Raw genomic sequence first — 12,295 nt, forward strand, 5'->3', positions numbered from 1 at the left:
CGCTACTCCGGGTCGCCACCCCGGTCCTCGACGGTGAAGTCGGGCGGCTCGGAGTCACCGGAGGAGCGCCGCGCCTCGCGCCACTCGGCTATGGAGTCCTTGATCACCGCGGCGATGGCGGCGGCGTGGGCGCCGGACTCCAGGATCTGCACCAGGATGTCCAGGCCGGGGCCCTGAGGTGTGCGGTCCGGGTCCTCGACGGGATGCTGTGTGATCTTCGGCCGTTCCTCGGGCCGCCCGGAACCAGGGCTGAGTCGGGGCTCCTTGTCGAGCCATACGTGTAGCGAATCGATGTCCCCCGGCGCTGCCTCGCCCCGTGCGACCACCCGTAGATGCGTCATAACTGGCCATGATGGCACCGGACTTGAACGGACAACAGGGATCTGCACGGCTTCCCGGGCCGCCGCCCACGCACCCGGCGGCGGCCACTCGACCGGCCGTCGGCCCCGCCCCCGATCGGGTGCCCCGACGGGCGCGCTTGCCCGCCGTACGGGTGGTACCGCGGGAGACTCGCGAGCACCTCTCTGACCGAATCGACACGACCTGGAGTCCGCGTGGGCGTCCCGTCTCCCCCACCCCAAGATGCGGCCGCGGCCGAGGAAACGTACGAGGACGAACTGCCCGTACACCGCCGAGAGCCCGGCAATGTCGTGGTGAAGTGGCTGACGACCACCGACCACAAGACCATCGGCACGCTCTACACGATCACGGCGTTCGGGTTCTTCATCGTCGGCGGTCTGATGGCCCTGGTGATGCGCGCCGAACTGGCGCGTCCCGGCACCCAGTTGGTCTCCAACGAGCAGTTCAACCAGGCGTTCACGCTGCATGGCCTGATCATGCTCCTGATGTTCGCGACGCCGCTGTTCGCCGGGTTCGCGAACTGGATCATGCCGCTGCAGATCGGCGCCCCCGACGTGGCGTTCCCGCGCCTGAACATGCTCGCGTACTGGCTGTATCTCTTCGGCTCGCTGATCGCGCTCGGCAGTCTGCTCACCCCGGACGGCGGCCCGGACTTCGGCTGGTTCATGTACACGCCGCTCTCGGACGGGGTGCGTTCGCCGAGCATCGGCGCCGACATGGTCATCATGGGCCTGGCCTTCTCCGGCTTCGGCACCATCCTCGGCGCGGTCAACTTCGCGACCACCATCATCTGTATGCGGGCGCCCGGCATGACGATGTTCCGGATGCCGATCTTCTGCTGGACCGTGCTCCTGACCGTGTTCCTCATTCTGCTCGCCTTCCCGGTCCTCGCGGCGGCCCTGCTCGGCCTGGAGGCGGACCGGAAGTTCGGGGCGCACATCTTCGACCCGGCGAACGGGGGCGCGCTCCTTTGGCAGCACCTGTTCTGGTGGTTCGGGCACCCGGAGGTGTACATCATCGCGCTGCCGTTCTTCGGCATCATCTCCGAGGTCATTCCGGTGTTCGCGCGTAAGCCGATGTTCGGTTACCTGGGCCTGATCGGCGCGACCATCGCGATCGCCGGTCTGTCGGCGACGGTGTGGGCGCACCACATGTTCGTCACGGGCGGGGTGCTTCTGCCGTTCTTCGCGTTCATGACGATGCTGATCGCGGTGCCGACGGGCGTGAAGTTCTTCAACTGGATCGGCACGATGTGGAACGGTTCGCTGAGTTTCGAGACCCCGATGCTCTGGGCCACCGGCTTCCTCGTCACCTTCCTCTTCGGCGGGCTCACCGGCATCGTGCTCTCCTCGCCACCGCTCGACTTCCACGTCTCGGACTCGTACTTCGTCGTGGCGCACTTCCACTACGTGGTGTTCGGGACCGTCGTCTTCGCGATGTTCGCCGGATTCCACTTCTGGTGGCCGAAGTTCACCGGCAAGATGCTCGACGAGAGACTCGGCAAAATCACCTTCTGGACGCTGTTCATCGGCTTCCACGGCACGTTCCTGGTGCAGCACTGGCTGGGCGCCGAGGGCATGCCGCGCCGGTACGCGGACTACCTGGACGCGGACGGCTTCACGGCCCTCAACACGATCTCGACCATCTCGGCCTTCCTGCTCGGCCTGTCGCTCCTGCCGTTCCTCTACAACGTCTGGAAGACCGCCAAGTACGGCAAGCAGGTCGGCGTCGACGACCCGTGGGGCTTCGGCCGCTCCCTGGAGTGGGCCACCTCGTGCCCGCCGCCGCGGCACAACTTCGTGGCCCTGCCGCGGATCCGCTCCGAGTCCCCGGCCTTCGACCTGCACCACCCGGAGATCGTCCGGCTCGATCGGGAACTCCCCGAACACAGCGCCATCCGGAGGTGAACTGACCGCCATGCGCCGACCGGCACGCCGAGCTCCCACCGACGCCGACGCCGATGCCGATACCGCTGCCGGTGCCGGTGCCTTTGCGGGTGCCGGTGCCGACGCCGCTACCGAGTCGGGGATGCGCCGACTCGACGGCTACCTGTACTGGCAGGCCGAGCTCGCCGGGGCGAGACGGGAGGCCGCCGCGTTCTGCGACCGGCTCCCCTGGCTCACCACCGGCGAGCGCCGCGACGTCGAGGACCGCTACACCCAGGCCCGCGCGGCCATCGCCGAGACGACCACCCGCCAGATCGCCGCCCGCTGCACGGAACTGCGCGCCGAGTACGAGACCCGCTACCGGCGGCTCCGCACCCGGCTCCTCGCGGCCGCCATCGCCTCGGTCCTCATGTCGTGCGCGGTGGCGGCCGGGTGCCTGGCACTCGTCGCGCTGCGCGGATAGGCGACTAGGCGGCTAGGCGGCTAGGCGGCTGCCGTCGCATACGTACGTACGCCCCCTCGCGCACGTACGCCCCCCGCGCTCCGACGATGGCCGGTATGCGCGGTTCCGCGCGGCGGTGAACCACCCGCAGAATGCGGTGCGTTCACCGCGCCACCGCGCCGCCACCCACGCCGACACCACGGCCACCACACCCACGGCCACCACACCCACGAGGAGACCCCCCGTATGCCGCTCGCCCACCGCACCCTCGGAAACGGCCCGCACCATGTGATCGTCCTGCACGACTGGTTCGGCACCTCCGCCAACTGGGGTTCCGTCCTCGACTATCTGGACCCCGGCACGTTCACGTACGCCTTCCTCGACTACCGCGGCTACGGCGAGCGCAGGGACGTGCCCGGACGGTACGACCTCGCCGAGATCGCCGACGACACCCTGGCCCTGGCCGATCAACTCGGCTGGGAGCGCTTCTCGTTGATCGGCCACTCCATGGGCGGCAAGGCCGCACAGCAGGTCCTCGTGCGCGCCCCCGAGCGGGTCGAGCGCCTGGTCGGCCTCGCGCCGGTGCCCGCCGGGACGTACGAGATGGACGAGCCGACCCGTGAGCTCTTCTACGGTGCCGCGCAGGACCCGGCGGCGCGGCGCACCATCCTCGACCTGGTGACCGGGAACCGGGCGAGCGGCTACTGGCTCGACCGGATGGTCCGCCACTCCCTGGACGTCTCCCGCGAGGAGGCCTTCGCGGGGTATCTCGCCGACTGGCAGCCGCTCGACCTGTCGGACGCGGTGAAGGGGAACCCGGTGCCGGTGCTCGTCCTGGTCGGGTCGTACGACCTCGCGCTCACGGCCGACGTGATGCGCGCGACCTGGCAGGTCTCGTACCCGAACGCGCGGATCGTCACGGTGCCCGGCGCCGGACACTATCCGATGCACGAGACACCGGTGGCACTGGCCACCGAGGTGGAGCGGTTCCTGAGCTCCTGAGTTCCTGAGGTCCTGAGCCGGGTGCGCCCCTCCGGTGGGGCCGCCAAGGCGCGGTCGCCCCCACCGGAGTGCGGAAGATGCCTCAGTTGGGAGGCGGGCATCTTCGGACGGCGGCGCGGAGCCACCGGTGGAGGCGAGCGGTCGGGCAGGAGCCGGGCGCGGTCCACGCCGTCCATCCAACGCGCGGGCCACGGCGGCGGGCAAGAGGCGTGCGGCATTCCTGACGCCGCTCTGACGGGCGGGCTGATCAAGCCCTGATCAATCTCTGATCAAGCGTCAGTACGCGGACGGGCGGGCCGCCGCCTCACCCCTGCCGGGCGGTCACCGCCCACCGCACCCCGTACGCCGCCGCGCCCACGACGAGCACCCCCGCCCCCGCGACCGCCGCGGTGCTCGGCAGGGCGAAGGCCAGGGCCAGGCAGCCGACCAGGCCGACGACGGGGATCACGCGCGGCGGGCGGCCCTCGTCCGGGGTGAGCGTCCAGGCGGAGGCGTTGGCGATGGCGTAGTAGACGAGCACGCCGAAGGACGAGAAGCCGATCGCGCCGCGCACGTCCGCCGTCGCCGCGAGCACCGCGACCACCGCGCCGACGACGAGTTCGGCCCGGTGCGGCACCTTGAAGCGGGGGTGTACGGCGGCCAGGGCGTGCGGCAGGTGCCGGTCCCGGGCCATCGCGAGGGTCGTACGGGAAACGCCGAGGATCAGCGCGAGCAGCGAGCCGAGGGCGGCGACGGCGGCGCCCACCTGCACCACCGGCGCCAGCCAGGCCGCGCCCGCGGCCCGGGCCGCGTCCGCCAACGGGGCGGTGGTGTCGGCCAGTCGGCCCGGTCCGAGCACGGTGAGGACGGCGATGGCGACGAGCACGTACACGGCGAGCGCGATGCCGAGGGCGAGCGGCACGGCCCGCGGAATGGTGCGCTCCGGGTCCCGTACCTCCTCGCCGAGCGTGGCGATCCGGGCGTACCCGGCGAAGGCGAAGAAGAGCAGTCCGGCCGCCTGGAGCACCCCGCCGGGCGTGGCGTCGGCGCCGACGTCGAGGCGCGCGGTGTCCGCGGTGCCGGAGCCGAGCGCGGTGACCACGACCGCGGCGAGCACGGCGAGCACCACGGCCACGAGGACGCGGGTCAACCACGCGGACTTCCGCACCCCCGCGTAGTTGACGCCGGTGAGCGCGACCACGGCGGCCACGGCGATGGCGTGCGCCTGGTCCGGCCAGACATACGCGCCGACGGTGAGCGCCATCGCCGCGCAGGAAGCGGTCTTGCCGACCACGAAGCTCCACCCGGCGAGATACCCCCAGAACTCGCCGAGCCGCTCGCGGCCGTACACATAGGTGCCGCCGGAGGCCGGGTAGCGGGCGGCGAGCCGCGCCGAGGACGTGGCGTTGCAGTACGCCACGAGCGCCGCGAGCCCGAGCCCGAGCAGCAGCCCGGACCCGGCCGCGCTTGCCGCCGGGGCGAGCGCGGCGAAGATCCCGGCGCCGATCATCGAGCCGAGGCCGATCACCACCGCGTCGAACACCCCGAGCCGCCGTTCCAGGTGGGGCGGTCCGGCGGGGGGTGGGGTGCTCATCTTTCCTGCGCTCCTCGGCGTGGGACGGGCTGACCGGGGCTGACGGTATCGGATCGGGGTTACGGCGGTGGGTCCACGGTCGAGCACATCGGCCGTTAGGAGGGTGCGAGGTGGAGCACGTCGGCCGTGAGACGGATGCGAGGTGAAGCACATCAGCCGTTAAGACAGCGTAAGAAGTCCCGGGGCCGGGACTTTCGACCCTGTCCCCGGATCCCACCCTGTGGTGCGCTGCCCGAATGAACATGACCACGGAGATGAGCCCCGACGATGCTTTGCGGCACCTCGCCGCGGTGCCGTTCGGGCGGGTGGTCTTCACGCACCGGGCGCTGCCCGCGGTGCGCCCCGTGCACCATGTGCTCGACCGGGACCGCGTGGTGATCCGCACGCACGGCGGCGCGGCGCTGCGGGGCCAGGCGGAGATCAACGGCGTGGTGGCGTACGAGGCGGACGAGCTGGACCCCGAGACGCGTACCGGCTGGAGCGTGATCCTCACCGGCGTCGCCACGGTCGTCGAGGACCCCGAGCTGCTCACCCGCTACCGGGCCCGCCTCGAACCCTGGCCCGGCGAGGACGACCTGGACACCTTCATCAGCATCAGCTCGGACATCGTCACGGGGTACCACCTCGGCCCGGGCCACCTGCGTCCCTGACCGCCGCAGCGCTGCCGGGACCGCGCAGCGCTGCCGGGCCACACCCCCGACGGGCCTATCGTGGAGGGTAAGGCTGAGGTCAGGAGGCCCGAGATGACTCCGGAACGCATCGGCCACGCCGAACGCGATCAAGCCGTGGACCTGCTCAAGAACGCCTACGCCGAGGGCCGCCTCGACGCCTCCGAGTTCGAGGAGCGCGTGGACAGCGCGATGCACGCCCGCACCAGGGACGACCTGGATCCGCTGTTCGAAGACCTGCCCGCGCCGCCCCCCGCCCGGCCGGACCCCGCCACGTCCCCCGACCGGACCGACCTGCCCTCCGGCGACGCACCGCAGGACCGCCCCCACTCGCGGACCGCCGCCTGGCTGCGCAGCGCGGCCCGCACGGTGATGTGCTGCACGGGCCCGTCCCGCCGGAACGGCGAGCGCTCGCAAGATCCCAAAGTCGCGAGGTAGCAACGTCGCGAGGTAGCAACGTCGCGAGGTAGCAACATCGCAAGGCGGCGGATCTTACGGAGCCGTGACGTCCCGGCCGAAGTCTCCGCCGCCGCGCCCTCGCTGGCTTAGCGTGACGCCCATGCGTGTACTTGTCACCGGAGGCGCCGGGTTCATCGGTTCGCAGATCGTGCGGGCGCTCGCCGCGCGCGGGCACGAGGCGGTGGTCCTCGACGCGCTGCTGCCCTCCGCGCACCCCGTACCGCCGCGGCCGGACCGGTCCGATAACGCCCCGGAGACGCTCGTCGCCGATGTGCGGGACCCGGAGGCGGTACGGACCGCGCTGCGCGGCGTCGACGCGGTGTGCCATCAGGCCGCGATGGTCGGGCTCGGCAAGGACTTCGCGGACGCCCCCGAGTACGTGGGCTGCAATGACCTCGGCACGGCCGTACTCCTCGCCGGGATGGCCCGGGCCGGGGTGCGCGACCTGGTGCTCGCCGGGTCGATGGTGGTGTACGGGGAGGGACGGTACGAGTGCCCGCGGCACGGGGTGGTGCGCCCCGGGCCACGGGCCGAGGCCGATCTGGCGGCGGGCCGGTTCGAGCCCCGCTGCCCGCGCTGCGGTGCCTTGCTGTGGCCCGGCCTGGTCGGCGAGGACGCGCCCGCCGACCCGCGCAACGTGTATGCCACGACCAAGCTCGCGCAGGAGCACCTCGCCGCCGCGTGGGCCCGGGCGACCGGCGGCCGGGCGGTGTCGCTGCGGTACCACAACGTGTACGGGCCCGGGATGCCCCGTGACACTCCCTACGCCGGTGTGGCGTCGTTCTTCCGCTCGGCCCTGGAGCGGGGCGAGGCCCCACGGGTCTTCGAGGACGGCGGTCAGCGCCGGGACTTCGTCCACGTACGGGACGTGGCGGCGGCGAATGTGTGCGCGCTCGAGGCGGTACGGGAGCGGGGTGCGGGGGCGGGTACGAGTGCGTTCGCCGCGTACAACACCGGGAGCGGTGAGCCGCACACCATCGGCGAGATGGCCGAAGCGCTCGCCACGGCGCACGGTGGCCCGAAGCCGGTCGTCACCGGCGAGTACCGGCTCGGCGACGTCCGCCACATCACGGCGGACTCGTCCCGGCTCCGGGCCGAGCTCGGCTGGCGCCCCGAGGTGGGCTTCGCGGCGGGGATGGCGGAGTTCGCGGCGGCACCCCTGCGCTCCATCAGCCCGTCCGGCGTTTGAGGACGAGCGCTCCCCCAAGCTCTCGACTTCGCTCGCGCAGGGAGGTACCCCCCTGCGCGACAAGGGGGTCTGGGGGCGCAGCCCCCAGATGACGGCACCCGAGCCGACCGCACGGATACGTGATCCGTAAGACTCGCCCTAGCCTCGCGCAGCGGCCCGCGCCATCGGCAGCGTCACCTCGAAGCAGCAGCCGCCCGCCACATTGTGTACGTGGGCCCGGCCCTGGTGGGCCTCGACGATGCCGCGGACGATGGCGAGGCCGAGGCCCGCGCCGGCCGGGGGCGTACGGGCATGGGTGCCGCGCCAGCCGGTGTCGAAGACGCGCGGCAGGTCCTCCTCCGGGATGCCGCCGCAGCCGTCGGTGACCGACAGGACCACGCTGTTCCCGGCGTGCCGGGCGTCCACGGCCACCGTGCCGTCGGGCGGGGTGCGGCGGATCGCGTTGATGAGCAGGTTGCCGAGCACCCGGCTCATCTCCTTGCCGTCGACCTCCACCGGCACCGGCTCCACGGCCCCGCCCACCAGACGTACGCCGTGCTCGCGCGCGAGCGGATCCACGCCCGCGAGCGCGTCGCCCACCAGGTCGTACACGGAGATCCGGGAACGCGACAGCTCAAGCGCGCCCGCATGGATCCGGGAGAGCTCGAAGAGGTCGCCGACCATCGAGTTGAGCCGCTCGACCTCGGTACGGATCTGCCGCAGATAGCGCTCGGGCTCCGCGGCGACGCCGTCCTCCAGGGCCTCGGCCATGGCGCGCAGGCCAGCGAGCGGGGTGCGCAGGTCGTGCGAGATCCAGGCGACCAGTTCGCGCCGGGAGGTCTCCAGGGCCCGCTCCCGTTCCCGGGACGCCGCGAGTTTGGCGCTGGTGGCCGCCAACTCCCGGGTGAGCTCGGCCAGTTCGGCGGTGACCGGCTCGCTCGGCGGCGCGAAGCTTCCGGCCTCACCGAAGGTGCGCGCCGCCGCGGTCAGGTCCCGGCTGCGGGCGACCACCCAGCGGCCGAGGAGCAGCGCCGTGGCGAGCGAGACCACCGCGGCCATGGCGACGACGATGGTCACCACGGTCAGGTCGTGCGGCGACAGGAACATCTCCCAGGCCACCGCGAGCGTCCCGGCCAGCATCGCGACGACGGCGACGGCCACGACCACCGTCAGGGACACCACGAGCGAACGCCCGCGCAGCCGACGCAGCACCAGGGCGCCGAGCAGCCCCGCGGCGGCCGCGCCCAGGAACGCGAGCAGGGCGATGACCAGGATGTCTTTCATGGCTGCGGCCGTTCGTCCGGCATCGGTACGTCGTCGGATTCCGGTAGGCCGAAAGCCGCTGCGTCGGATTCCGGTGCCCCGGATGGCCGTATGTGCGACTCGCGCACGCCCGGCTCCCTCACGCCCGACTGCCCTAGATCCGACTCCCTCACGCCCGACTCCCCCACATCCGACTCCACTACGTCCGACTCCGGTACGTCGAGCCGGTAGCCCACCCCCCAGACCGTCTGGATCAGGGTCGGGCGGGCCGGGTCGTCCTCGACCTTGCCGCGCAGGCGGCGTACGTGGACCGTGACGGTGGACAGGTCGCCGAACTCCCAGCCCCACACCTCCCGCATCAGCTCCTCGCGCCCGAACACCCGCCCGGGGTGCCGCAGAAAGAACGTGAGCAGGTCGAACTCGCGGACGGTCAGGGCGAGTTCGGTGCCGTTCTTGGTGGCACGCCGGGACGCCGGGTCGGCCGTCAGGCCCGCCGCCCGCAGCACCCCCGAGCCGGGCCGTCCGGCCGTGGCGGCGGTCGCGGCGGCTCCGGCGGCGCGGGTGCGGCGCAGCACGGAGTCGACACGCAGGACCAGTTCGCGCGGGCTGAACGGCTTGGTGACGTAGTCATCCGCACCGATCTCGAGGCCGAGGATGCGGTCGTCCTCGTCGCCCCGCGCGGTCAGCATGATCACCGGCACCGGGCCGCGGGCCCGCAGCCTGCGGCACACCTCCAGGCCGTCGATGCCGGGCAGCATCAGGTCGAGCACGACCAGGTCGGGCCAGCGGGCGGCGGCCCGGTCCAGGGCGACCGGGCCGTCCTCCGCGCGGTCCACCTCGTATCCGGCGCGGAGCAGATAGCCCGTGACGACCTCGGCGACGGTGGGGTCGTCGTCCACGACCAGGACCCGGCGGGTGGCGGCCGGGTCCTCGGGGGCGTGCGGTGATGTCTCCATGCAGCTAGCGTCGCACTATGCGCGCGGGGTGGTGGTGGCCCGGCCGGTGGCCCGCGGGCGACGTCCGCGTTTCGTAAGAATCGGAAGTCTGTTATGTCCGCTTCCCGTTCGTAGGGTGAGTGGCGTGAACCACACCGACTCCTCCATGCCTCGCACGGCACCGGATACGGACACCGCCGATGCCGCGGCCATCGCCGATGTCGTGCTGCCCTGCCTCGACGAGGCCGACGCGCTGCCCTGGGTGCTCGACCGGATTCCGGAGGGCTGGCGGGCGATCGTCGTGGACAACGGCTCGACGGACGGCTCCGCGGAGCTCGCCCGCTCGCTCGGCGCCACGGTGGTGCACGAGCCACGGCGCGGCTTCGGGTCCGCCTGCCACGCCGGGCTCACCGCCGCCACCGCGGACATCGTGTGCTTCTGCGACTGCGACGCCTCGCTCGACCCCGGTCTGCTCGCACCGTTCGTACGCCGTGTCCGCGCGGGCGAGGCGGACCTGGTGGTCGGCCGACGGCGGCCGACGGGCCGGGGCGCCTGGCCGGCGCACGCCCGCGCGGGCAACCTGGCCCTGGCCAGGATGCTGCGGCGCCGCACCGGCGTACGACTGCACGACCTCGGCCCGATGCGAGCGGCCCGGCGTACGGCGCTGCTCGGGCTCGACCTGACCGACCGGCGCAGTGGGTACCCGCTTCAGATGGTGGTACGGGCGGCGGACGCGGGCTGGCGCATCGAGGAGCGGGACGTGCCGTACCTGCCGCGGACCGGGAAGTCGAAGGTCACGGGGACGTGGCGGGGCACGTGGCACGCGGTTCGTGACATGCGGGCGGTGCTTGCGGAGCCGCCGCGGGTGGTGCCGCCCTCGGGCGGGACGGCTCGGCCGTCGAACGAGTCGGCGCGGCCGTCGCACGGGTCGGCGCGGCCGTCGGGAGGCGCCCGGTGACCGTCTCGACCACCCTCCTCGTCATCGCCAAGGAGCCGGTGCCGGGCCGCGTGAAGACCCGGCTCACGCCGCCCTACTCGCACCAACAGGCCGCCGAACTGGCCGAGGCCGCACTCGCCGACACCCTCGATACGGTGCTCGCGGCCCCCGCCCACCGCCGGGTCCTGGTACTCGACGGGAGGCCGGGCCCCTGGCTGCCGCCCGGCTTCGAGGTCGTACCGCAGGGCGCGGGCGGCCTGGACGAGCGCCTCGCCGCGGCGTTCGCGGGCTGCTCGGGCCCGGCGCTCCTGGTCGGCATGGACACCCCACAGCTCACCCCCGGGCTGCTCGCCCCGGCACTCGGGTCATCCGCCTGGCGGAACTGCGACGCATGGTTCGGACCGGCCGTCGACGGCGGCTTCTGGGCCCTCGGCCTCGCGGACCCCGATCCGGAGTTGCTCCGCGGGGTACCGATGTCCACACCCACCACGGGCGCCGCCCAGCGGACCCGGCTCACCGAGGCCGGGCTCCGCGTACGCGACCTGCCGACGCTGCGCGACGTCGACACGGCCGAGGACGCGTCCCTGGTAGCGGCGGCGGCGCCCAACAGCCGCTTCGCGGCTGCCCTGTCGCGGGTTGCTGGCCCTCCCCACCGTCGCCGCGGGCGCGGCGCTCATGACGCGTCCGGGGCCGAGGCGCCCCGCGCGACCAGGACCGGGCGCCGATGAGCACCACGGTCCCGAACCGCGCCCACTCCCCCGGGCCCGCATCCGACCTGGAGTCCCTGTCCGACCTGGGGTCCGACTCCACCCCCGTACCCGTCGCGGACCACGCCCCCTGGGCCACCGCCGACCCGTACGCCCAGGCGCTGCGCACCGGCCGCGGCCCGCTGTTCCTGCGGCGCAGTGACGGGTGGCTGCTGCCGCTCGATGTGGAGCGGTGGTGTGCGGGGCCGGACCGGGCCGACCGTTCGGCGCTCGCCCGCTGCGAGGGCAGCGTCCTTGACATCGGCTGTGGCCCCGGCCGCCTGGTCGCCGAGCTCGCCGCGCGCGGGCACCGCGCCCTCGGCATCGACGTCAGCGAGGCCGCCGTGGCGCACACGCTGCGGCTCGGCGGCAGCGCGCTGCTCCGGTCCGTCTTCGATCATCTGCCGGGCGAGGGGCGTTGGGGCACGGCCCTGCTCATCGACGGCAATACGGGGATAGGCGGCGACCCCGGCGCGCTCCTCACCCGGGTGGGTCAACTCCTCGCGCCCGACGGTCTGTTGGTCGCCGAGGCCGCCCCGGTCGACGTGGACGAGCGAGTGCGGGTCCGGCTCGACGACGGCCGCGGCGGCGGTGCGGCGGGCGAGCCGTTCCCGTGGGCCCGGCTCGGCACCGCGGCGCTCCTTCGACACGCCCGCCCGCTGGGCTGGCGCCGGGTCGAGCAGTGGACCGCCGAGGGCCGTCACTTCGTGGCGCTGCGCCGCCCCCGTACCGTACGCACGACGAAACACACCGCGGAGCCCGCGAACAGCGCGGCCGAGAGCAGCAGCCAGCGCGTCAGGAACACATCGGCGGGCAGCCCGGTCGCGGAGGCGTAGCGCGGCACCTGCCCCGCGAT

Annotated in this window: 13 protein-coding genes; 9 read left to right on the forward strand and 4 right to left on the reverse strand. The window is 73.0% G+C overall.

The window, feature by feature from the left end; genetic code table 11:
- Window positions 1-2: 2 nt before the first annotated feature.
- Complete coding sequence (locus ACWD10_RS31605; protein ID WP_451097091.1) at window positions 3-341, reverse strand: effector-associated constant component EACC1; 339 nt, start codon at window positions 339-341, stop codon at window positions 3-5.
- A 213-nt stretch (window positions 342-554) separates the two neighbouring features.
- On the opposite strand from ACWD10_RS31605, the gene ctaD reads away from it, so the two are divergent.
- The 3 genes from ctaD (at window position 555) to ACWD10_RS31620 (ending at window position 3,690) form a co-directional block, all read left to right on the forward strand.
- Window positions 555-2,267, forward strand: a complete 1,713-nt coding sequence (ctaD, locus tag ACWD10_RS31610) for an aa3-type cytochrome oxidase subunit I (RefSeq protein ID WP_451097092.1) — start codon at window positions 555-557, stop codon at window positions 2,265-2,267.
- Window positions 2,268-2,277: 10 nt separating this feature from the next.
- Window positions 2,278-2,709 carry a hypothetical protein gene (locus tag ACWD10_RS31615; RefSeq protein ID WP_451097093.1) on the forward strand — a complete coding sequence of 144 codons (432 nt, stop codon included), beginning with the start codon at window positions 2,278-2,280 and terminating at the stop codon, window positions 2,707-2,709.
- Window positions 2,710-2,934: 225 nt separating this feature from the next.
- On the forward strand, window positions 2,935-3,690 hold the full coding sequence (locus ACWD10_RS31620) for an alpha/beta fold hydrolase (RefSeq protein ID WP_451097094.1): 756 nt from the start codon (window positions 2,935-2,937) through the stop codon (window positions 3,688-3,690).
- A 304-nt stretch (window positions 3,691-3,994) separates the two neighbouring features.
- On the opposite strand, the gene ACWD10_RS31625 is transcribed toward ACWD10_RS31620, so the two are convergent.
- The gene (locus tag ACWD10_RS31625) at window positions 3,995-5,263 is read right to left on the reverse strand and encodes an APC family permease (protein WP_451097095.1); all 1,269 of its coding nucleotides are present in this window, start codon (window positions 5,261-5,263) and stop codon (window positions 3,995-3,997) included.
- Window positions 5,264-5,499: 236 nt separating this feature from the next.
- On the opposite strand from ACWD10_RS31625, the gene ACWD10_RS31630 reads away from it, so the two are divergent.
- From ACWD10_RS31630 to ACWD10_RS31640, 3 genes are all read left to right on the forward strand, one after another.
- On the forward strand, window positions 5,500-5,913 hold the full coding sequence (locus ACWD10_RS31630) for a pyridoxamine 5'-phosphate oxidase family protein (RefSeq protein ID WP_451097096.1): 414 nt from the start codon (window positions 5,500-5,502) through the stop codon (window positions 5,911-5,913).
- Window positions 5,914-6,006: 93 nt separating this feature from the next.
- Window positions 6,007-6,369, forward strand: coding sequence for a DUF1707 SHOCT-like domain-containing protein (locus ACWD10_RS31635; RefSeq protein WP_451097097.1), 363 nt, complete (start codon window positions 6,007-6,009; stop codon window positions 6,367-6,369).
- Window positions 6,370-6,490: 121 nt separating this feature from the next.
- Window positions 6,491-7,579 carry an NAD-dependent epimerase/dehydratase family protein gene (locus ACWD10_RS31640; protein ID WP_451097098.1) on the forward strand — a complete coding sequence of 363 codons (1,089 nt, stop codon included), beginning with the start codon at window positions 6,491-6,493 and terminating at the stop codon, window positions 7,577-7,579.
- A 138-nt stretch (window positions 7,580-7,717) separates the two neighbouring features.
- Here the strand turns inward: ACWD10_RS31640 and ACWD10_RS31645 are convergent, their stop codons facing one another.
- Entirely contained in the window at window positions 7,718-8,842 is a 1,125-nt protein-coding gene (locus ACWD10_RS31645; protein ID WP_451097099.1) for a sensor histidine kinase, read from the reverse strand.
- The gene (locus ACWD10_RS31650) at window positions 8,839-9,777 is read right to left on the reverse strand and encodes a response regulator transcription factor (protein WP_451097100.1); all 939 of its coding nucleotides are present in this window, start codon (window positions 9,775-9,777) and stop codon (window positions 8,839-8,841) included. The genes ACWD10_RS31645 and ACWD10_RS31650 overlap by 4 nt, the downstream gene beginning before the upstream one ends.
- A gap of 145 nt (window positions 9,778-9,922) precedes the next feature.
- Between ACWD10_RS31650 and ACWD10_RS31655 the strand changes: the two genes are divergently transcribed.
- Genes ACWD10_RS31655 through ACWD10_RS31665 form a run of 3 tightly spaced genes read left to right on the forward strand, consistent with a single transcriptional unit; the run spans window position 9,923 to window position 12,275 of the window.
- A complete protein-coding gene (locus tag ACWD10_RS31655) occupies window positions 9,923-10,714 on the forward strand; it encodes a glycosyltransferase family 2 protein (protein WP_451097144.1) in 792 nt (263 codons plus the stop codon).
- Entirely contained in the window at window positions 10,711-11,421 is a 711-nt protein-coding gene (locus tag ACWD10_RS31660; RefSeq protein WP_451097101.1) for a TIGR04282 family arsenosugar biosynthesis glycosyltransferase, read from the forward strand. Before ACWD10_RS31655 ends, ACWD10_RS31660 begins: the two co-directional genes overlap by 4 nt.
- Complete coding sequence (locus ACWD10_RS31665) at window positions 11,418-12,275, forward strand: class I SAM-dependent methyltransferase (RefSeq protein WP_451097102.1); 858 nt, start codon at window positions 11,418-11,420, stop codon at window positions 12,273-12,275. The genes ACWD10_RS31660 and ACWD10_RS31665 overlap by 4 nt, the downstream gene beginning before the upstream one ends.
- The last annotated feature ends 20 nt before the right edge of the window (window positions 12,276-12,295 follow it).

The organism is Streptomyces sp. NPDC002851, assembly GCF_053591935.1.

Excerpts from the sequence above, each read along its gene's own strand:
- ACWD10_RS31665 (WP_451097102.1), top strand. The coding sequence starts at position 11,418 with ATGAGCACCACGGTCCCGAACCGCGCCCACTCCCCCGGGCCCGCATCC.
- ACWD10_RS31635 (WP_451097097.1), top strand. The coding sequence starts at position 6,007 with ATGACTCCGGAACGCATCGGCCACGCCGAACGCGATCAAGCCGTGGAC.
- ACWD10_RS31630 (WP_451097096.1), top strand. The coding sequence starts at position 5,500 with ATGAACATGACCACGGAGATGAGCCCCGACGATGCTTTGCGGCACCTC.
- ACWD10_RS31620 (WP_451097094.1), top strand. The coding sequence starts at position 2,935 with ATGCCGCTCGCCCACCGCACCCTCGGAAACGGCCCGCACCATGTGATC.
- ACWD10_RS31615 (WP_451097093.1), top strand. The coding sequence starts at position 2,278 with ATGCGCCGACCGGCACGCCGAGCTCCCACCGACGCCGACGCCGATGCC.
- ACWD10_RS31650 (WP_451097100.1), bottom strand. The coding sequence starts at position 9,777 with ATGGAGACATCACCGCACGCCCCCGAGGACCCGGCCGCCACCCGCCGG.
- ACWD10_RS31640 (WP_451097098.1), top strand. The coding sequence starts at position 6,491 with ATGCGTGTACTTGTCACCGGAGGCGCCGGGTTCATCGGTTCGCAGATC.
- ACWD10_RS31655 (WP_451097144.1), top strand. The coding sequence starts at position 9,923 with ATGCCTCGCACGGCACCGGATACGGACACCGCCGATGCCGCGGCCATC.
- ACWD10_RS31625 (WP_451097095.1), bottom strand. The coding sequence starts at position 5,263 with ATGAGCACCCCACCCCCCGCCGGACCGCCCCACCTGGAACGGCGGCTC.
- ACWD10_RS31645 (WP_451097099.1), bottom strand. The coding sequence starts at position 8,842 with ATGAAAGACATCCTGGTCATCGCCCTGCTCGCGTTCCTGGGCGCGGCC.
- ACWD10_RS31605 (WP_451097091.1), bottom strand. The coding sequence starts at position 341 with ATGACGCATCTACGGGTGGTCGCACGGGGCGAGGCAGCGCCGGGGGAC.